The following is a 20,156-nucleotide window of genomic DNA, read 5'->3' as shown; positions in this document are numbered from 1 at the left end:
GAACGATCCCTCGTCCGGGCGGTCGCGACGGCCGACCGGACCGAGCGCGATCAGCACCCGCAGTCGCGGAGCGCGTTCGCGACGTCGTCCAGCGCGGGCCGGACCGGCGCTCCGGGAGCGCTTTCGTTGGAGATGAAGCTGAACACCAGCAGCCGACCATCCTCGGTGACGACCGTCCCGGCCAGCCCGTTGACCCCGGTCAGCGTCCCGGTCTTCGCGCGGACCCAGCCACGCCCGGAACCGTCCTGATACCGGTCCGCCAGGCTGCCGCTACCGGCGGCGACCGGGAGTCCCGGAAGCAGGGCGCGGAGCTTCGCGGCCTGCTTTCCCTCCCCCTGCTCGCCTCCGCCGGAAGCGGTCGCGGTCGCCAACAGCCCCGCGATCGCCTTGGTGGAAACCCGGTCGTCGAGGGACAACCCGCTCGCGTCGGCCATGCTGGTGCCCGGGAGAGCGAACCCGTTGCGGGACAGGACCTCGCGGACGGCTTTCGTCCCGCCAGCGAACGTCGGCGGGTTGCCGGTGGAGATCGCGACTTCCCTGGCGAGCGCTTCGGCCAGCACGTTGTCCGAATGCTGCAACACCGTTTCGACCATCTGCCGCACGGTGGCCGAGCGGACAACCGCGAGCGAATCGGTGTTCTTCGGCGCCGACCCGCGGCTCACGGCATCCGGGGAGACACCAATGCGTTCGGCCAGCGCCCGCCCGGCCGCGAGCGCTGGTTCCGCGGTGCGCGGGCTGACGTCCTCGGATGGGTCGGCGCGGCCGCCGTCGACCATCACCGGTCGCATCGGCGCGACGTGGCCGGCCTGCACGTCCTCGGGCAGCCAACCCGGCGCCATCAGGTCTCCGGAGTACCGACTGGTGTCGACCTTGATCGAGGTGATGCTGCCCGCGCCCGCTTCGCGCACCTGCTGCGCCAGTTCGTCGACGCTGGCCGCACCCGGGTACACCGATTCGCCGGGTGCCGTCGACAGCGTCGGGTCTCCGCCGCCGACCAGCACGATGCTGCCCGGTTCGGAACCACGCACGACTTCGGTCTTGAACCGGTGCTGGTGGTCGAGCGCCAGCAGCGCGGCGCTCATGGTCAGCATCTTGCCGGTGGATGCGGGGACCATCCCCGCCTCGGACTCGTGCTGCCACAGCGTTCGACCGGATCGCGCGTCGATCACGGTGCCCGCGAACTCACCCAACACCGGATTCGTGGTGGGGCCCGCGAGCGCTGCGGCCAGCCGCTGACGATCAGGAACCTGCCCGGAGTCGCCGATCGGCTCGATCTCGGGATCCAGGCGCACCGGGGCGGGCGGATCGGCGATGCGGGCGTCCTGAATCCCGTTCCACATCAGCGGGACGCCGAACACGCCGACGACCACGACCAGGACGGAGACGAGGCCGACGACCAGCAGCCGCCGACCACGACGCGCGGCCGGTGCCATCTGCGTGGCGGGCTGCTCGACATACGTCTCGTTCGGGTCGGCTGCGCGCTCCCCCGGCGAGTCCCACGCCGCTCCGCCGGTCTGCGGGAGCGGTTCGGCCCGCGACGGAGCATGCGGTGCAGCCGCACCAGCCGGATGGTTTTGGGGCTGCTGCTGGGGTTGGTTCTGGGGTTGCTGCTGGGGCTGTTGCTGGGGCTGTTGCTGGGGTTGCTGTTGGGGCTGTTGCTGGGGTTGCTGTTGGGGCGGTCGACGGGGCGGCTGATGCTGGAACGACTGCGGGGGGCCGTACCTCTGCGGCTGCGCCCGGTCGTGCGGCGCTGGTGGCGCTGCCGGTGGGGACGGCGGTCGCGGAGCGGCCGGTGGCGGGCTCGCGAAATCCTGCGGCTGAGCGATGCGCGGCTCGTCGAAGTCCGGACGGGCGAACTGCTGGGTCTGCTCCATCGAACCGAGCGGCGGAGCTTCGACCGCGGGGATCTGCACCGTCGCCGGCCCCGGGTCGGAGCGGGCCGGGCCGGGCGCATCGCCGGTCGGTGGTTCCCCGGCCGGTGATTCCCCGGCCAGTGGCTCCCCGGTCGGGATCTTCGGGATCTGCTGGGTGTCCTCGACCCTGGGCAGTTCACCGGTCCGCCGGTCCGCTGTCCCGGGCGGCGCCTCGACCCCGAGCTGCTCCCCGGTGGGCCGATCGTCGGCCGAATCTTCCGCTGACCGCTGATCACGCGGGGAGGTCACTGCCTCGGGTTCGGGAGCCAGCCCGGGTACGGAATCCGGTTCGCCCGGCTCGGCCTGCGCCGGATCGGATTCGGTGACCGCTGCGGGAGCCGCCGGGGTCGCGGGCAGCTGCACCGTGCTGATCACCGAGTTGTCCCCGCTGATGCCGGTGCTGTCCGGAACTCCGGCGGGGTCCGACTCGGGACGGCTTCCATCGGTGCCCGACCCCGGCGGTCCGGCGGTACCGTCCGACGGCGTCGGCGAGTCGAAATCACCGGTCAGGTCGCCGCTCACCGCAGCGGAGCCCGGTGTCCGGGTGTTTTCGGCCGGAGCACGGTCACCGAGCGCGGTCAGATCGTCCGGGTCGTCGGCGTCCCCGGTCGTTGGCGGGGAGGTGCTGGTGCCCTCGTCGAGCGATGCGGTCAGATCACCGGAGCGGACTTCCTGGCGCGGGCTCGCATCCGATTCGGCCTGGTCCGGTTCACCACGGGTAATCGCACCGGTTACGCCCGCGTCCGCGGCAGTGGGCGGGTCCGCTTCGGGCTCTTCCCCGGAACCGGGCTCTTCGGGCGTCCCGGCTTCCTCTGGCGCGTCCTGCTGCTCCGACACGTCGGGCTGCTCTGGCGCGTCCAGCTGCTCGTCTCGTCCTGCGTCCTCCGCAGCCGGACCGTCGAGCTCCGGGAAATCGGCCGAAACAGCGGCATGTTCGGGGGCCTGTTCGGGGGCACTGGCCCGCTCCGGATCTTGCCCGGACCCGGCTTGGCTCGCTGCCTGCTCGGCATCTCCGACCCGCTCCGGCGAGGCCTCCTGGCTCGGCTCACCGACCTTCTCGACGTCTTCGGACTCGCCCGACGGCTGGACTTTCGTTTCCAGGCCGCCCCGTGGCGCGAACACGCCCGAATCCGGCAGATCTGCGCCAGGGGCCTTGTCCGGTTCGCTCGTCGATTCAGCAGGACCAGCTGCGTCGGCGGCCGCACCCGCATCGGATAGGGCCTGCGCAGCCTCCACCGGATCGGTCGCCTGTCCCGGATCGGTCGCCTGTCCCGGATCGGTCGCCTGTCCCGGATCGGTCGCCTGTCCCGGATCGGTCGCCCCGGCAGAATCGGCGGCCTCAGCGGAATCGGCGGTCCCAGCAGAATCGGCGGCCTTAGCAGGATCGGTCGCCCCGACCGACTTGGTCGCCGTAGCGGCTCCGGCCTCGTCGAGCCGTCCACCGAACACAGCACCGGACATGCCGGAGTCGGGACGAGCTGCTTCGACGGGCCGTCCGGTCTCGGCAGAGGCATCCACCTCCGATGATTCGTCCACCTCAGTGGGAACTTCGGTCGCCGCGGACTCCGAAGCACCAGCGGCCTCAGCGGCAGCAGGCTCCTCAACGGGGGGAGATTCGTCGGTGGGAGATTCGTCGGCACCAGCAGATTCGCCGAGGGCGGCAGGCTCCTCAGGAGTCGCAGGTTCCGCGGAAGTCACGGACTCCTCGGAAGCCACGGACTCCGCGACGACTGCGGGCTCCTCTGCACCGACCGGTACGGACTCACCCGCATCGGCAGGCTCCGCGGTCGCTTCCGAGACGTCGGTTCCTACCGGATCGACAGCACTGGACTCGTCCGCGGCATCCTCGTCAGCCTCGACGGTGCGGTCCGACTCGGCGGTCTCCGCAGCAGCTTCCGACTCCGCCTGCACCGGTGAGTGCGGTGTCTGCTCGCGCCGCGCCTCTTCCGGGGGGTCAACCTGCTCCGGAGATGGCTGAGCGGTGGCTACGCTCGCATCCGCGCTTCCACCGGTTTCGTCCGGCGCGTCACCGCTCCCCTCCTGCGAACCGCCGTCGGTGTCCGCCTCCGAAACCGAGTCCGCTTGGTCGGCGGACCCGCTTCCGGCTGCGGGCTCCTGTCCGGCCGTCTCGGTGTCGGCGTCGGCCTTGTCCACATCCTCGGCCCGCGGTTCGGTCGCCCCCGTCTCGGAGTCGGCCTCGGAGTCGGCCTCGCCGCCGTCACCTCCGGCGCGTTCGACCTCCTCCGGGTCGGCTCCGGTGGACTCGTCATCCGACGAACCGCTCGCCACCGATTGGTCCTCGGAAGGTGCGCTCTCCGGCTCCACCGTCGCGGCGGGTTCTCCCGGCTCGACACCCGCCTCGGCGGAGTCTGCCGGGCTACCGGTAGCCTCCTCGAGGTCGGATTGATCACTCACGTCCGGTTCGACGAGATCGTCCGGTCCCTCGGAATCGGGCGCGTCCGCATCCCGCGCATCGGGATCCCGCACGACGGCCGATGACCGGCTCCCGGTCGGCAAGTCCTGCTCGACCGTGGACGATTCGCTCGCGGTGGTGGCCTGTGAATCCGCTGACAGCTCCGTCCCCATCTCCACGGACGTTCGTCCGCCGGGCCAGTCCGGCCCTCCGCCATCGGCCGGCAGCTCCGCAGCCTCGGACGACGGGTGCGCGGACTGCCTCGATGGTTCGGAGTCGTCGGGTTCGGACAGCTCACCCCTGAAGTTCTGGGGTTGGGGCACGTACTCCTCCTCGACGCCTTCATCAGACTGCCAGATGCGAGTTCCCACACTGCGATGGGGCTCGGAGGGCCGTCATGGTCCACACTAGACGTGGTCGCGCACACGCGTGGGCGGCCGTAACCGACGTGTGAGCCTGTTCCCGGCCCGCGGAAAGTGGTGCGCCGTGAACCGGTCGCATCGCAGGTCGAGCCCGTTGTGTGCGGCACGTGGGCGCGACCGTGGAACGCTCCTGCCCGAAAGGAACCGGGGGCGCCTCGGAGGCGAACTCAGGCTCGAAGAACAAGCTGGACAAGAGTGAGGAACCGCGTGGAGTTCGACGTCATGATCGAGATTCCCAAGGGGAATCGGAACAAGTACGAGGTGGACCACAAGTCGGGCCGAATCCGTCTCGACCGGACACTGTTCACCGCTACCCAGTACCCGGCCGACTACGGCTTCGTGGAAAACACCCTGGGCGAGGACGGCGACCCGTTGGACGCCCTGGTGCTGGTCCAGGAACCGACGTTCCCCGGGTGCCTGATCACCGCGCGCGCCATCGGCATGTTCCGGATGCGCGACGAGAAGGGCGGGGACGACAAGCTCATCTGCGTTCCGTCCGATGACCCGCGTCAGGAACACCTGCGCGACATCCACCACCTCTCCGAGTTCTATCGCTTGGAAATCCAGCACTTCTTCGAGGTCTACAAGGACCTGGAGCCGGGCAAGAGCGTTGAAGGCGCCACCTGGGTCGGGCGCACCGAGGCCGAAGAAGAGATCACGCGTTCCTACGACCGCCAGAAGGAGCAGGGTCACTGAGTCCCGCGGGTTTCCGACCTGCCCAGGGCCCGCACCGTTCGGTGCGGGCCCTGTTGCTGTTCTGGCCTGTTGCTGGCCTGGCCTGTTGCTGGCCTGGCCTGTTGCTGTTCTGGCCCTGCCGTCAAGAGGTCTGCCGGAACGTTCGACCGCGGATCGGGAGGTGAGAGCTGCGGCGAGGCGATCGTTTAGCGCGCCACCGGCCCGGGCAACCCAGCGAAAGATGCCCGCGGACGGCCGATCACGCTGCGAATGGAGCGAAGGCATGGCTGAACTGGTTTCCGACTACGTCTTGCGGCGCCTCCGGGAATGGGACATCGACCAGGTCTTCTCCTATGCCGGCGACGGCATCAACGGCCTGCTGGCCGCCTGGCAACGCGCCGAGGACGACCCCCGCTTCATCCAGGCACGTCACGAGGAACTCGCGGCCTTCGAGGCCGTCGGCTACGCGAAGTTCTCCGGTCGGGTCGGCGTCTGCGCGGCGACCGGCGGGCCCGGTGCGGTGCACCTGCTCAACGGTCTGTACGACGCGAAGCTGGACCACGTCCCAGTGGTGGCGATCGTGGGACAGCAGGGCAGCACCGCACTGGGCGGCGCCTACCAGCAGGAAATCGACCTCGCTTCGCTCTACAAGGACGTCGCCGCCGACTACCTGCAGGTGGTGACCACTCCGCAGCAACTCCCCAACGCGCTGGACCGCGCGATGCGCACCGCGCAGGCACGACGCACGGTCACCGCGCTGATCATCCCGGGCGACGTACAGGAGCAGGAGTACTCCCCGCCCACCCACGCGTTCAAGATGGTTCCGTCCAGCCTCGGCATGTCGCCCTCCACCGCGACACCACATCAGGACGGCGTCCGACACGCCGCCGAGATACTCAACTCCGGTCAACGCGTGGCGATCATGATCGGCCAGGGCGCCCGCGGCGCGGCCGGGGAAGTCAGCCAGGTGGCCGACCTCCTCGGGGCCGGCGTCGCCAAAGCGCTGCTCGGCAAGGACGTGCTCAACGACGACCTGCCCTACGTGACCGGCGTGTCGGGGCTGCTGGGAACGAGACCGTCGTGGGAGCTGATGCGCGACTGCGACACGCTGCTGATGATCGGCGCCAACTTCCCGTACAGCCAGTTCCTCCCCGAGTTCGATCAGGCCAGAGGAATCCAGATCGACATCGAGCCCACGATGATCGGCATGCGCTACCCGTTCGAGGTGAACCTCGTCGGTGACGCCAAGGCCACGCTGCGCGAACTGATCCCCCACTTGCGGCGCAAGCCCGACCGGCGGTGGCGCGAAACCATCGAGCACAACGTGGACCGCTGGTGGGACACGATGCAGCAGCGGGCGAACGTGGCGGCGGATCCGATCAACCCCGAGCTGGTCTTCCACGAACTCTCGCCGCTGCTGCCCGACGATTCGATCGTGACCACCGACGCGGGTTCGGCCGCCAACTGGTTCGGCAGGCACCTGCGGATCCGGGGCCGGATCCGCTGCTCGCTCTCGGGGACCCTCGCGACCATGGGGCCCGGGATGCCCTACGCGACGGGCGCGAAGTGGGCCCACCCGGATCGGCCGGTCTTCGCGCTCGTGGGCGATGGCGCGATGCAGATGAACGGCCTCAACGAGCTGATCACGATGGCCCACTACTGGTCCGAATGGCAGGACCCGCGGCTGGTGATCGGAGTGCTCAACAACGGCGACCTGAACCAGGTGACCTGGGAGTTGCGCGCGCTGGCCGGGTCCCCGCAGTTCCTGCCCTCCCAGCAACTACCGAACTTCGACTACGCGGGCTACGCGGAATTGCTCGGATTGCGCGGGATCAAGGTGGAAAGCCCGGACGAGGTTCGAAACGCCTGGCAGGAGGCCCTCCAGGCCGACCGGCCGTGTCTCGTCGAATTCGCCACGGATCCGGCCGTACCGCCGATCCCGCCGGAAGCGAACTGGGAGCAGATGGAGAACGTCGCACAGGCGATGCTCCAGGGCGACCCGGACACGTGGTCGGTGGTCAAGGAGGGCGTGAAGTCGAAGGCCCAGGAGTTCGTGCCCGGCCGTCAACGCGACTGAGCGGCAGGACATCGGCGGGGTGTCGATCCGAACACTCCCTGCTGACCGCCCCACACAAGACGCCATCGGACGAGCTCGTCCCCGCCGACGGATTCGGCTCGGTTACGGGCACGGCACCCTCGCCGCGCCCAATCACCGACGCGATCGCGGAACCATCGTGCAGGTCGGTTCGGCACTGGCCTCGCCGTTACCGGGGTAACAGCGGAGTGCGCGACACCGGCAGTGCGCAACGCGGCAGACGACCGCGCGGATTGCCGACCTGTTGCCGTTGCGGACCGATGGCCGAAGCTCACGGCGCGATGTCCCGGGTGAGAGACTCGCGACAGCTGGGCTCGATCGGTTCGGCAACGGCACCGATGGTGGTAGCGTGATTTCGTGTTCACCCCAGCCATCAGGTCGAAGTCCGCGCGGAGCGCGGCGGTTCGAAGGCTGTTGGCCGGGGCACAGGCCGCCCCCTCGCGGCCCGGCCTTCGGGCGCGGAAGAACGCTTCGCCACGTGTGCGGGACCGGTTTCGCACGGGTTGGGGAGTGACACGACCCGAGGCCGTGATGCGCCAGTCCGGAACCAACGGATGGTTGAGCTCCTGGGGCACGAACGCCCACGGCGAGATGGCGGGTTGTCCCCCGTCACCACGGGACTGACTCGGCCGGAGGCACCCGCCTCGACCGAGCTCGTGCGGTGTGCTGGCACCTCAGCCGGCCGACACCGGTCCTGTCCCGTTTCCGACTGACCTCCCCGGGCATATCCACCGGGTCTGCTCGCGAGCACCTGATGCCCGAGCGGTGAGGTCTGGGTTCGCGAAGGTTGGTTTGATGTTGCTGTCTCGGTTCGGTGCCGCACTGCGTCGCGACACGGTGGGCGGTCTCCTGCTCATCAGTGCCGCGATAGTGGCGTTGGCTTGGGCGAACTCGCCTTGGGGCGAGGTTTATGAGCAGGTCCGGCATTTCAGTTTCGGCCCGGAGGCTCTGCACCTGCATCTGCCGGTCGAGGCCTGGGCTGCCGACGGCCTGTTGGCGCTGTTCTTCTTCATCGTCGGCAACGAGCTCAAACAGGAGTTCGTGCACGGTGAGCTGCGGAATCCGAGGCGCGCGCTGCTGCCGATCGTCGCGGCAATCTGCGGTGTGCTCGTACCGGCGGCCATTTTCGCCGTGATCAACCTGGGGCAGGGACCGTCCGCTCAAGGGTGGGGCATCCCGATGGCCACCGACATCGCGTTCGCCATCGCGGTCCTGGCCGTGGTGGGCAAATCCCTGCCTTCGGCACTGCGCACGTTCCTGCTCACCCTGGCCATCGTCGACGACCTGGCCGCGATCGTCGTGATCGCCGTCTTCTACACCGACGACTTGTCGTTCGGGCCGCTGCTGGCCGCGATCGCGCTGCTCGGAGTGTTCGGATACCTCCAGCGTGGGCGCGGGCTCGCGGCGATGCTGCAGCGCTCGCAGGTCGCGACCGTGACCTCGTACGTGGTGCTCGCCGTGGTGATCTGGTCGCTGATGCACGCCAGCGGAATCCACGCCACCATCGCCGGGGTGGCGATGGGTCTGCTCATGCGCACCCATGCTCACAACGGCGAGGAGAGCACGCCCAGCCACCACGTCGAACACATCCTGCGCCCGTGGGCCATGGGGCTGGCCTTGCCGCTGTTCGCGCTGTTCTCCGCCGGGATCGTCTTCGGCGGCTGGACCAGCACCGTCACCAGCACGGTGGCCCTGGGCGTGATCTTGGGTCTGGTCCTGGGCAAGCTCATCGGTATCGCAGGTGGTGCGTGGTTGACCACCAAGCTCACCCGGGCCGAACTGGACCCGACCCTGAGCTGGCTCGACATCGTCGGTATGTCCCAGCTCGCCGGGATCGGTTTCACCGTTTCGTTGCTGATCAGCGAGCTGTCCTACGCCGACCACCCGGTCATGCTCGAACATGCCAAGAGCGCGGTCCTGCTCGCCTCGTTGATCGCCACCGTGCTCGCCGCGGTCGTGCTCGGCGCCCGCAGCGCGCACTACCGCAACCGCGAGAACGCCGAGAAAGCCGACCACACGGCCGAGTGATCAGCTCCGATTCGGGCTGATCTCCGGCTCGTCGGATCCGGGTTAGCGGATCCGGATTAGCGGATCCGGGCTGTCCGCGGCAGGGCGGACGGCACATCGGCTCCGAGGGAGCTTCCATTCTTCGCTGAACGGAGTTCGCGCGGGTCAACACGAACCCGCGCGAACTCCGTTTCCCACACGAGCGAGTGGCCGTCCGCATCCCGCGCCGAGACCGACCGGCCACCCCGGGTCAGTTGCCGCCGAGGTTCGTCACTCCGCCGACCGGGCCGTGGGAAACCAGCTTGCCCACCGGCTCGAGGAGCGTGTGCGGCTCGGCCGTGACCGGCGGCAGCACGCCCGCCAGCGGAGTTCCTTCGGTGAGGTCGGCCCGCGCCTCGGTGCGGCCCGCCATCGGCCCGGTCGGCAGGGTCTCGCCCACCAGGTCTGGGGTGGCGTTGGAGACGTTGTCCACCAAACCGGAGACACCACCGACTGGCAGCGTCGATCCGTCCACCGGCAGTGCTCCGCCCGCACGCCCCTCGGTGGTGGCGGAAGAGCCCGGCTTTCCGTCCGGTGCCTCCTCCACGGTCGCCGACTCCGGAGCAGCACTGAACCACTCGAAGACGTCGGCGGGCGAGGTTTCGGTCACCAGGGTGGACAGGGTGCTCACCGGGTTTTCGCCACCGGCACGGCCGGTCAGCTTTTCTTCGACCGGAACGACGTCACCGACGACGCGGGTCGCCGAGTGCGCCGTCCCGGCGAGGTGGAACGCCGTGTTGGCGAGGCTGTTGTCCACGGGCAGTTCTGCCGGGAATTCGGGGGCTTCGGCAGCGGTGGCGGTGCCGGCGAAACCAAGTGCGCCCGCGCTGCTGGCCAGCACGGCCGCTGCGGTCAGGGTGCGTTTCATCGCCTTGCTCCTCTCTTGCACAAACGATTTGCTGTGCGCCGCGCCGAAGATTACGGAAGAATCCCCTGCCACTTTTCAGCGATCACACCACCCACAAAAAACAACGGACCGTCACGAAAAAACCGGGGAGTGCGATCGGAATCGCACTCCCCGGTTTGACTACTGATCACTGTCCGAATGCACGCATGCTCGGCGGACCACCCGCCTGCCCCAGCTGCTGCTGGCGTTTGGCCTGCTCCGCCCGAACCGCTTCGACGGTGTCGGCGAATTCCGCGTAGGCGGCGCGCTCGTCGCCGAAGCGCCGATAACGCCCCGCACGCAACTCGACCGACTGGTATTCCCGTTCCAGCGCATCGGCCGTCTGCTGCAGACCGGCACTGCGTTCGCGGTATTTGGCGTAACCGGCGTAGGCGGCACTGATCGCCACCACCAGGCTCGCCGCCGCGGAACCCCAGCGAAAGTCCACAACGGACACCGAGATTGCGGTCACCGAGGCGGTCATGATCGAACCGGCGATGACAACACTTTGCAGCAAGTTGTCCTTCCACCGGTACTGGCGTGCCTCGGCGCGGTACACGTCGACCACTTCCGGTAGCTGCGCCCGGTAACGCTTGTGGGTACCGAGCAAGTCACCGGTACTGAGCTCTTCGAGTAAATACTCCCTATGAGCACGTTCCAGTTCGCGCAATTCCGTTTCCACCGAGCGCACCCTAAAGTGCTGCTGATAGACGAACCTCGCCGACACCGCCATCGAGCCGATCGACACGACGGCGAGCACCGCCACGAGGCTGATCGACGGTCCGAACAGGACCATCGCGGCCACCGCGAGCCCGACGAGCACGAGATTCCCCGGGTATGCCCACACGAGGAACAACCGCTGGATCAGCCTCGCACGGTAAAGCTGCTCGGACCGCTCTCCGATCCGGCGTTCCCAGTCCTGCGGCTGCGAACCACCGGAGATCAGGCCACCTCCGATGATCCCCGTTGCCGCGTCCAAACGCTCCATCACATCGATCCTTCCGGCGTTAGGTGTGATCGAAGTAGTTCCCTGCGCGCGACGACAATCGGCCAGGAAGGTGATGATCGAATGGCCCATTCAGCCCACAACCATGTGCACCACGTGATCACCGCAGGCCAGCGCTGAGGTCCTGGCGGGAGTCCCGCCAGTGGTGACGACCGATAGCGCGACGACCCCCATCGCCCACTGCTGTTCAGTCCATAAATCGGGAAGTGCCACTTTGGCAGCGACCTCGAAGGGATCTACGAGCGGGGCCGGATAGCGCTGTTCAGCCGGCCATGCTAAGGCCGTTCTCCGGCTCGCCTCGGACAGCGCGGAGCGACTTGCCAACGCCGGTAGGCAGTACCCGGACTAGTACTTATGAGTGCGTAGACCAACTACGCCCGATCGGACCAATCGCGTGCCGGCAGATCGACCACGGGAACATCAGCCACCGAACATCAGCCATCGAACACCGACCGCCGGAACATCGGCGGGTGAAAGACCGACCGCCGGAACATCGGCGGGGGCATGACCCACCGTTGCGGAAACGCGTCCGCCACCGAACAACTTACCGCCGAAATCCGGATCTTACTCGGAAATGCACCCGCGGGTGTCTACCCGTCAGCCGACCAACGGAACCGCCCGCGCCTCGTAGAAGTCCGCGGGATCGACCGGTTCGCCGGACACTTCGAGCTGAAAATGAAGATGCGGGCCGGTCGACTGGCCCCGGTTTCCGATGGCCGCGATGCGCTGTCCGCGCTCCACGCGCTGGCCGACCTCGACGAAACTCTCGTGAACGTGCCCGTACACGGTCACCACGTCGCCGGAGTGTCGAATCCGGACCCACCGTCCGTATCCGCTGGCCGGCCCCGAATCGATCACCTCGCCCGACGCACCCGCGAACACCGGGGTGCCGATGGCATTGGCGATGTCCACTCCATAGTGCATCGTCCCCCACCTGGGGCCGAATCCGCTGCTGATCCGGCCCGTCGTGGGAGCCGTCCAGCTCTTCTCGGGAACCGCCTCATGGGGAGGCGCTTCGGGGGCAGGCTGTTCCGGGACAGGCTGTTCCGGGACAGGCTGCTCGGGGGCAGGCTGTCCGGGGGCAGGCTGCTCGAAAGCAGGCCGCTCGGGAACAGGTGGGTCGACGGGTGGTCGCGATGGCAGCTCTCGCACATGCGCTACCGGCCGAACCCGCCCGCTCTCCGTCTGCGCCGTAACCGGAGCAGCGGCGAACACACTGCCGATCGTCAACACAATCAGGTTTCCGATCAGCATTTTCTTTTGAATTGCCATGACGCTTTCCACCTCGTCACACCACGGCGTTTTGACCGAGCGCGCTCGACACCGCGGTGAAAGACAAAAGTCGTTCGTCGTGAACGAGTTCCGATATGGCGTCCGGACCGATCACAGACGAAACCACAGACCCGCGTCCCGCGCTCTCCGCGCTTAACACAATGGAATGACCGGCCCAGTTATTACCGGTACGCAATACCGTTCGACCAAGGACTCCGACGAGAACTGATTCCGCCGTACGGATCCGAAGTGATCACCAAGCGCATTCATTGCACGCGGTCTATCCGACCAGAAAGCACATTAGGGTGATCTTGCAGAGGACTGAACACGTTCAGTGATACTGAGGCTGAAAAGTCCGAATCCGCCCGAATCGCGCTCCCCACCGGGCTTCTCCAAGATCGCACCGATGAATCCATCAAGCCGTGAGCAGGCGGGCCAGTCAGGCGGGCCGGTCAGGCGGGCAGCAGGCGTCTCGTGTAGCCCGCGCTCGCCAGTCGCCGGTAGGCATCGCGCACGTGCTCGGGCACCGGCTGCGGAACGACGAAGGCGCGGTCGGCGTAGAGGCTGATCCGTTGTGCCTCCCCCACCAGCATGTTCACCACGCGCTCCGGCTCTCCGAGGGCCGCGACGTACTCATCCAGCGGCAGCGGGCTCGACGCGCAGACGACGTCCACCTCGGGCCACAGCTTCCGGCACGTCGCGAACGCGCGTCGCTGTTGGTAAGGCAGGCAGATCAGCAGCACCGAGCGGACCCGGACCCCGCAGGAGGCCAGCAGTGCACGGGCGAACCGGATGTTCTCCCCGGTATTGGTCGCCGAGGGTTCTACGAGGATCGCCTCGTCCGGAACGCCCGACTCGAGCAGGTGCTCACGGTAGTGCACCGCTTCGCCCCGGGGGAACCGGTCGATGGTGGTGGGCGCATTGGCCCCGGTGAGCAACAGCCGGGGGGCGATGCCGCGATGGTGGAGTTCGGCCGCGAACGTGGCCACCCCGAGGTCGTGGCTGCCCAGCACGACACCGACGTCGCACGCGCGGAGTCGGTGCCGCAGGTTCAGGTAGCTCCACAGGATTTCGGCGTCAGCGCGGTGCGCCTTGGGCACCTGTGCCGCCATATCGACCCCCTGTTGTCCTACCGAGCCGAATTGCCCCGGCACCTCACCCACGCACGGCGAGGCCCGGGGTCAACGGTAAGAAGCTCAGAAGGACAGGACGAGTCGGCCCCGCACGCCACCGGCTTCGAACCGCTCGTGCGCCTTGGCTGCCTCGTCCGCGTCGACGACGTCGGCCACCCGCGGGGTGAGCACCCCATCCTCGACGAGTTGACGGAGGTCGTCGAGCTTGTGGTGGGAGCGGTACTCGTCGAAGACGGAAACCTGGTGCAGCTTGATGTCTCGTTCGAGCGGGGCGTCCCAGAAGCGGACGCTCGCGAAGCCACCACCGTCCCGCACGGCAGGTACGACCTGCTCGTTCTGCACCGAGCCGTCCACCAGACCGTCGACGCCGTCCGGATAGATCTCGCGGATCCGGTCGGCCACGTCGTCACCTCGCTGGACGATGTGGTCGGGGCCGAGGCTCCGGACCAGTCCGAGGTCCTTTTCCGCGGAGTCGGCGACGACCTCCAGCCCGGCGTGCTTGGCCAGCTGGACGACGTAGTTTCCCAGGGTGCCCGCCGCACCCGTGACCGCCAGGCGCTGACCCGCTTCGAGCCCGAGGAGATCGAGGGCCTGCCACGCGGTGAGCGCGTTCATCGGCAGGGCCGCAGCGGTGATCAGGTCGACGCCCTCGGGGACTCGGGCCATGGATTCCCATGGGCCGACCAGGTGCGACGCGTACGCACCGCCGTGCTCGGAAGAGGGCAACGCGATGGCCATGAGCTCATCACCCACCTTCCAGTGACAGTTCTCGCCGACCTCGTCGACGACTCCGGCCGCGTCCATGCCGGGCACCTGGATTTGCCGGGGTTCCTGACCCCCGTAGGCACCGCTGCGCAGCACGGTGTCCGTGGGATTCACGGCCGCGCCTCGCACGCGGATCCGCACCTCCCCCGGTCCCGGGTGCGGTTCGGCCACGTCGTGGATGGCGAGGGCGCCCGGCCCTCCGAATTCGGTAACGCCGATAACCTTCACATCCGCACCAACTCTCACACTCCCGCGGCATATTCCAGCCGGCGGCGAGTCATGATCCAGGTCACTCCTTGCGGCCGACGGCCCCGAGTATGCAGTGCGACATCGAGGGAAGCTCGGCAGTCCGCGGACCATCCGGCCACCAGTCGGCGACCCGCACGAGACCGGGGTCGAGGAGTTCCAGCCCGGGGAGCATGCTCTCGATCTGCGCGCGCGTGCGGAAGCGACCACTGCCCATCGGACTGTGCACGAGCACCTGCTCGAGTCGCTTCGCGAGCGCACTGTGCTCCCCGGCGCCCGGGTCGTGAAAATGGGTCAGGACCACGTAGGAGCCCGCGGGCAGCGCTTCGACGTACTCCCGCATGATCTCGCCCGGGTCGCGCTCGTCGGTGCAGTGGACGAGCGTCGCGCACTGCAGCAGTGCGATCGGCTCGGAGAAGTCGAGCGCGGACCGCACCACTTCGTTCTCGATCACCGAGCGCGGCGCGAAGATGTCGGCGTCGGCGAAGCGGGTCAGTTCGTTCTCCGCCAGCAGCGCGCGCCCGTGCGCGAGGACCACCGGATCGTCATCCACGTAGACGACGTTCGCTTCTGGCCGGTGCCGCTGCGCGACCTGGTGGGTGTTCTCGGCGGTGGGCAGCCCGGAGCCGCAGTCGAGGAACTGGGTGATGCCCGCCTTGGCGGCGAGGAACCGGGTCGCCCGCATCAGGAAACGCCGGTTGTCCCAGGCCAGTTGGCTGACCTCCGGCGCGACCCTGGTCATCTGCCGGTACACGTCCCGGTCCGCTTCGAAGTTGTCCTTGCCGTTGAGGCACACGTCGTAGACCCGCGCGATGTTGGCTCTCGTGGTGTCCAACCGCGCCGCGTGGTCCTCATTCGACTGGGCGGTGTAACCGTGCATTCCGAAGCCTCACACGCTGAGTGACGTTGGGTGGCCTCAACTCTAGGCGCCCGCACCCCCGTGATCGAAGGAGGCTGTGGGCGTGCATTCGTTCCGCAAGAACCAACGGCAACCATCGGACGCGCAGCCCGAGATCGCGCGGCCCCGGCGGCGAAACAACCGAACCAGACAAGAAAAAACCGCAGATCACACGTGGTGAACTGCGGTTCTTCCTACTGAGCCGCCTGGGGGAATCGAACCCCCGACCTACGCATTACGAGTGCGTCGCTCTGTCCGACTGAGCTAAGGCGGCGTGTTGCGCATCCCAGTGTAGCGGGCACCGATCGACACCCGTGCAGCCCCCCGCATCGCCCTGAACCCGTCGAACACGCTCGATCAAGACAGGTGAAGTGCGTCACCGAGCACGCGGCTGATCGTTACCCAGTCCAACGGTGTGATGCACATCGCTCGGTACTCGAGGGAAGGACCCCGGATGCGCCGCACAGCTCGCCCTGTCCGTCGACTAGCCGCGTGTGCGGTGGTGTCGCTCGCTCTCGCAGGACTGAGTGTTCCGGCGGCGTTCGCGCAATCCCCTCCGACCACACCCATACCGGAACCGGAGGACCCGAACCAGCCGCCTGCCTCCGAGCCACCGCCTTTCCCGGTTCCGGGACCGATCGTGGCGGATGCGGGAACCGGGATCGGCATGGTCCGAATCCTTCCCGAGACGGTCCCCGCCGACCCGATCATCGAGGTCCCGGATGGACAGCTGCCGAAGCAGTCCTTCTTAGAGTTCGGCACCGGGCTCGCGGTCGCGCGCGCCAACTCGCACGCGTACCTGGCGCAGGAACGTTCGATCGCCGAATCGTCGCCGCTCGGATTCGCCGTCGGCGGCAACGTTCCGACCCTCCCCGGCACGCTGAGCCAAACCGCACTGCCGGACCACGACGCACCATCGGTCGAAAGCATGACCGTCCCCGGCCCGCCAGCGGACCAGCACCTGAACCTCGGGCCGATCGAGGGCAGCGCACACGCCCGCTGGGACCGGCAGATGGGCCCGTGCATGGATCCGATCGCCGACACCCGGACATCGGTGGCGAGCATCTCCGCGATCAACACGCTCCCCGCGATGCCCGACGAGCCGAGCGCGCGGGTCGACACCCCCGGCCCGCTGTCCGAGCTGGGCGGACTGCTCGACGGGCAGGCACCGACCGAGGCCGGGAACGGATCGCTGTTGAACGTTCCCGACACGATCAGCGCGCGCTCCACCGTTCGACTCGTCGACGTGCCCGGGCAAGCGGGCAAGGCCGTCCGGTCGACCTCCAGCATGCAACTCGCAAGCGTGCGGCTGCTCGCCGGAACACCGCAGGAACTGCGCATCGACGTGGCGAGCACCCCGACCCTGACCGCCACCTCCACCGGCGATCCCGAAACGTCCACCCTGGACTACTCGGCGCCGGTGCTGCGGATCTCGCAAGGTGGGGAAGAGCTCGGCGTTGTCGACGTGGCCGACCCGACGATGGACATCCCGATCGGGATGCCCGCCACCCCCGAAGCCCCCGACCTGCCCGTCGTGGGCGGACTCGCCGAAGGCGTCCTCGACCTCGGTGTGCTGCGCCTGAGCATCGGTGAACTGGAGGACCGGACCGAAGGCGCGCAAGCCCAGGGCCGGGCCCGCCTGTTCGACCTCGAACTGCTGTCCGGGGAGGCCATCGGTGTCCCGACCTCGCTCGCCGAAGTGTCGTTCGGTGAGCAGGCCGTCACGGCCGGCGCGCCGGAAGGCGGTGTGCACTGCGACCCGCCGCAGGAAGCAGCTCCCGTACAGCCCGCCGGCTCCGAGGACCACACCGCGCAGGTTCCGGCACTGGCCGTGACCAGCGGAGCCTATTCCGCGATTCCGCTGTTCTGGACCGGTACCGGCCTGCTGCTGTTCGGGTCCGTCCTCGTCGCGGCGCTGCCCAGGCGACAGTGATGCGGATGACGCGGCGCGCGCTCAACCCTGGTAGAGCGCGGCCGCCATCGCCTCCACGGCGATGATCGGCTTGACGTTGCGGCTCAACGCCTCGCGGCAGTCCAACACCGCCTCGAGGCGCCGCAGCGTCGACTCCGAAGTCCACTTGGCGGCCGCCTGCGACGCGGACCGCGCGTAGTCGGGATGGTTCAGCGGAGCCGACGACCCCGAACGCACCACCAGCACGTCCCGGTAGAAACCGGCCAGGTCGACCAACGACAGATCGAGCGCGTCCCGCTGGGTGCGGGTCGTGCGGGACTTCTGCCGCTTCTCCAGCTCCTTCAGCGCCGCGTTCGCGCCCCGCGTGGCCGACCCGGTTCCCTTGCCGGTGCCGCCTGCACCCATCGCCGTCCGCAGCTCCTCCTTCTCCGCTTCGTCCCGGGCCTCGTTCGCCGCGGCCGCTTCCGTTTCCGCCGCCTTGACCAGCCCGCCGGCCGCGGTGAACACGTCGGAGAACCCGCGCAGGCCCAGAGGGATGCTCAACACCGACTCCCGCCGCTCCCGCGCCCGCTCATCGGTGGCCAGTCGCCGCGCCCGGCCGATGTGGCCGCCGCACACGGACGCCGCCCACTCGGCGGAGTCCGCGGGCACGCCGTCCCGCTCGTGCAACACCTCCGCGATCGAGCCGGGCAGCGGTGTGCGCAACTGAACCGCTCGACAGCGGGAACGGATCGTCACCGAAACGTCCTCCGGATGGTCCGAAGGTGCGCACAGCAGGAACACAGTGCGGTCCGGTGGCTCCTCGACCGCCTTCAACAGCGCGTTCGCCGCCCCCTCGGTGAGCCGGTCGGAATCCTCGATCAACACGACCCGCCACTGCCCGGTGGACGGTCTGCGAGCCGCTGCCTGTACCAACGCGCGCATCGACGCGACCGAGATCGACAAGCCTTCCGGGACGACCACCTTCACGTCGGCGTGCGTGCCCGCCAGCGCCGTGTGACAGGCCGTACACCGGCCGCAGCCCGGAGCCCCCTCCTCCCCCGCGCACTGCAGGGCGGCGGCGAAGGCACGGGCCACCACCGAACGGCCCGAACCGGGCGGGCCGGTGAACAGCCACGCGTGCGTCATCGCCCCCGCGGCAGCCTCCGCGCCCTCCGCCTGCTGATGTGCGGCGAGCGCCGCAGCGTGCAAGGTGCGCACCGCCGCCGGTTGGCCGACGACGTCGGCCCACACACCGGTGTTCGGCGGCAGCGCACCCTCCACCGGATCGGCATGGCCGCTTTCGGCGGAATCGCCTTCGAAGGTGTCGCTGACCTCGGCTTCGAGCACGTCGCCTCGCCTCCCACACGGATCGTGCCTGCCGCCACCATTCTGCTTCCTGCTCCGGCCGAGCCTCCCACGGCCATTCCTCCGGCAGACTCCTCCCAGCTAGCGCGGCCGGGTTTCACACCGAAGCCAACATCACCAGCAGCATGAAGAGGAAACCGCCGACCAGCACCACCGTGACGCACCCGCTCGCCACCGCCGCTGTCCGGGCCTGCCGGGACGGCGCGCTGCGGGTTCCGCGTTCCGCCGGGCTCGGACGCTGGGGCGCTCCCGCATCCGCGAGCCCCGACCGCCTGTCCGGTTGGTGCTGGTACACCGACTGCTGGTGCGGGCGGTGTTGTTGGCGGGTACCTCGACTTCGAGAAGCGTGCTGTCGAGCGGGTTCCTGGCTGCGGTGCCGCTCTTGCTCTTCCGGAGGCCGAGGCGGCACCGGAGCCGGTGGGCGCGTCCACAGCTGTCCGCGGCGGTCCTCGGGAACGGCGGCCGCCACGACACCGCTCAATGCGTCCGGGAACCTGCGCCCGGGCGGGATGGCGCGAGTGCCGTCCGCACCGGAGAGAGCATCCGTACCCGCCGGTGAGGGCGTGCCGGACGGTGCAGCGGTGCCGGATGGGGAGGGCGTGCGGGACGGAGCATCAGCATCCACGGCTGCCTCCTAGCGAGAGGACATTCCACCACTCTCGAGCGTGCAACCGTAACCCGCACTCCGCACCCCGGCGGGGACGTCGACTTCGCGAGAAATCGACGTCCCCGCGCGGTGCGCGCGGTCAGGACTGCTTCGACGTGCTCGTCTTCGCCGTCGTGCTCTTCGATTTCGTGGTGCCGGAGGATTTGGTCCCGGCGCTCTTCTTCGGAGCCGTGCTCTTCGAGTTCGTGCTCTTCGAAGCAGTGCTCTTGGCAGCAGTGCTCTTGGCAGCAGTGCTCTTGGATGTGCTGCTCGAAGCGGTGCTCTTGGCGGCGGTGCTCTTGGATGTGGTGCTCTTCGAAGCCGTGCCCTTGGCAGCGGTGCTCTTCGATGTGGTGCCCTTCGAAGCCGTGCCCTTCGAAGCCGTGCCCTTCGAAGCCGTGCCCTTCGAAGCCGTGCTCTTCGACTCAGTGCTCTTCGAAGCCGTGCTCTTGGACTTCGTGGACGCGCTCTTGGCCGGCGC

General features: G+C 68.5%; 14 protein-coding genes and 1 tRNA gene. 4 read left to right on the top strand and 11 right to left on the bottom strand.

Features of this window, described 5'->3' with window-relative positions; all coding sequences use genetic code 11:
- Window positions 1–50: 50 nt before the first annotated feature.
- Window positions 51–4,697 (bottom strand): D-alanyl-D-alanine carboxypeptidase/D-alanyl-D-alanine endopeptidase, encoded by a 4,647-nt coding sequence (dacB, locus tag ACYVAN_RS19470; protein WP_460961665.1) that lies wholly within the window; start codon window positions 4,695–4,697, stop codon window positions 51–53.
- A gap of 258 nt (window positions 4,698–4,955) precedes the next feature.
- Between dacB and ACYVAN_RS19465 the strand changes: the two genes are divergently transcribed.
- The 3 genes from ACYVAN_RS19465 to nhaA all read left to right on the top strand — a co-directional run bounded on the left by ACYVAN_RS19465 (window position 4,956) and on the right by nhaA (window position 9,546).
- A complete protein-coding gene (locus ACYVAN_RS19465; protein WP_460961663.1) occupies window positions 4,956–5,444 on the top strand; it encodes an inorganic diphosphatase in 489 nt (162 codons plus the stop codon).
- A gap of 262 nt (window positions 5,445–5,706) precedes the next feature.
- Entirely contained in the window at window positions 5,707–7,500 is a 1,794-nt protein-coding gene (locus ACYVAN_RS19460; RefSeq protein ID WP_460961661.1) for a thiamine pyrophosphate-requiring protein, read from the top strand.
- A gap of 813 nt (window positions 7,501–8,313) precedes the next feature.
- On the top strand, window positions 8,314–9,546 hold the full coding sequence (gene nhaA, locus ACYVAN_RS19455; protein WP_460961659.1) for a Na+/H+ antiporter NhaA: 1,233 nt from the start codon (window positions 8,314–8,316) through the stop codon (window positions 9,544–9,546).
- Between the two features lie 229 nt (window positions 9,547–9,775).
- On the opposite strand, the gene ACYVAN_RS19450 is transcribed toward nhaA, so the two are convergent.
- The 7 genes from ACYVAN_RS19450 to ACYVAN_RS19420 form a co-directional block, all read right to left on the bottom strand.
- On the bottom strand, window positions 9,776–10,432 hold the full coding sequence (locus tag ACYVAN_RS19450) for a hypothetical protein (protein WP_460961657.1): 657 nt from the start codon (window positions 10,430–10,432) through the stop codon (window positions 9,776–9,778).
- 166 nt (window positions 10,433–10,598) lie between these two features.
- A complete protein-coding gene (locus ACYVAN_RS19445; RefSeq protein WP_460961655.1) occupies window positions 10,599–11,438 on the bottom strand; it encodes a DUF4231 domain-containing protein in 840 nt (279 codons plus the stop codon).
- Window positions 11,439–12,053: 615 nt separating this feature from the next.
- Window positions 12,054–12,380, bottom strand: a complete 327-nt coding sequence (locus ACYVAN_RS19440) for a M23 family metallopeptidase (protein ID WP_460961654.1) — start codon at window positions 12,378–12,380, stop codon at window positions 12,054–12,056.
- Window positions 12,381–13,180: 800 nt separating this feature from the next.
- Window positions 13,181–13,840, bottom strand: a complete 660-nt coding sequence (locus ACYVAN_RS19435; protein WP_460961652.1) for a YdcF family protein — start codon at window positions 13,838–13,840, stop codon at window positions 13,181–13,183.
- Window positions 13,841–13,924: 84 nt separating this feature from the next.
- A complete protein-coding gene (locus tag ACYVAN_RS19430; protein WP_460961650.1) occupies window positions 13,925–14,854 on the bottom strand; it encodes an NADP-dependent oxidoreductase in 930 nt (309 codons plus the stop codon).
- Window positions 14,855–14,915: 61 nt separating this feature from the next.
- A complete protein-coding gene (locus ACYVAN_RS19425) occupies window positions 14,916–15,752 on the bottom strand; it encodes an SAM-dependent methyltransferase (RefSeq protein WP_460961648.1) in 837 nt (278 codons plus the stop codon).
- Between the two features lie 218 nt (window positions 15,753–15,970).
- A tRNA-Thr gene (locus ACYVAN_RS19420) sits at window positions 15,971–16,044 on the bottom strand.
- A gap of 366 nt (window positions 16,045–16,410) precedes the next feature.
- Between ACYVAN_RS19420 and ACYVAN_RS19415 the strand changes: the two genes are divergently transcribed.
- A complete protein-coding gene (locus ACYVAN_RS19415) occupies window positions 16,411–17,703 on the top strand; it encodes a hypothetical protein (RefSeq protein WP_460961646.1) in 1,293 nt (430 codons plus the stop codon).
- 21 nt (window positions 17,704–17,724) lie between these two features.
- Here ACYVAN_RS19415 and ACYVAN_RS19410 read toward each other — a convergent pair whose 3' ends face one another.
- The 3 genes from ACYVAN_RS19410 to ACYVAN_RS19400 form a co-directional block, all read right to left on the bottom strand.
- On the bottom strand, window positions 17,725–19,011 hold the full coding sequence (locus tag ACYVAN_RS19410; protein WP_460961644.1) for a DNA polymerase III subunit delta': 1,287 nt from the start codon (window positions 19,009–19,011) through the stop codon (window positions 17,725–17,727).
- A 115-nt stretch (window positions 19,012–19,126) separates the two neighbouring features.
- Entirely contained in the window at window positions 19,127–19,654 is a 528-nt protein-coding gene (locus ACYVAN_RS19405; protein WP_460961642.1) for a hypothetical protein, read from the bottom strand.
- Window positions 19,655–19,663: 9 nt separating this feature from the next.
- Window positions 19,664–20,104: a pentapeptide repeat-containing protein gene (locus tag ACYVAN_RS19400; protein ID WP_460961710.1), complete on the bottom strand. Its 441-nt coding sequence runs from the start codon at window positions 20,102–20,104 to the stop codon at window positions 19,664–19,666.
- Window positions 20,105–20,156 lie beyond the last annotated feature (52 nt).

The sequence above is a fragment of the Parasphingorhabdus pacifica genome, assembly GCF_054779195.1.
The sequence above is the reverse complement of the archived record's forward strand: the minus strand, read 5'-3'. Positions and strand labels throughout refer to the sequence as shown.

Bases quoted from the DNA above. Each gene is read 5' to 3' on its own strand.
- ACYVAN_RS19445 (WP_460961655.1), bottom strand. From the start codon at position 11,438: ATGGAGCGTTTGGACGCGGCAACGGGGATCATCGGAGGTGGCCTGATC.
- ACYVAN_RS19440 (WP_460961654.1), bottom strand. From the start codon at position 12,380: ATGCACTATGGAGTGGACATCGCCAATGCCATCGGCACCCCGGTGTTC.
- ACYVAN_RS19425 (WP_460961648.1), bottom strand. From the start codon at position 15,752: ATGCACGGTTACACCGCCCAGTCGAATGAGGACCACGCGGCGCGGTTG.
- nhaA (WP_460961659.1), top strand. From the start codon at position 8,314: ATGTTGCTGTCTCGGTTCGGTGCCGCACTGCGTCGCGACACGGTGGGC.
- ACYVAN_RS19460 (WP_460961661.1), top strand. From the start codon at position 5,707: ATGGCTGAACTGGTTTCCGACTACGTCTTGCGGCGCCTCCGGGAATGG.
- ACYVAN_RS19435 (WP_460961652.1), bottom strand. From the start codon at position 13,840: ATGGCGGCACAGGTGCCCAAGGCGCACCGCGCTGACGCCGAAATCCTG.
- ACYVAN_RS19450 (WP_460961657.1), bottom strand. From the start codon at position 10,432: ATGAAACGCACCCTGACCGCAGCGGCCGTGCTGGCCAGCAGCGCGGGC.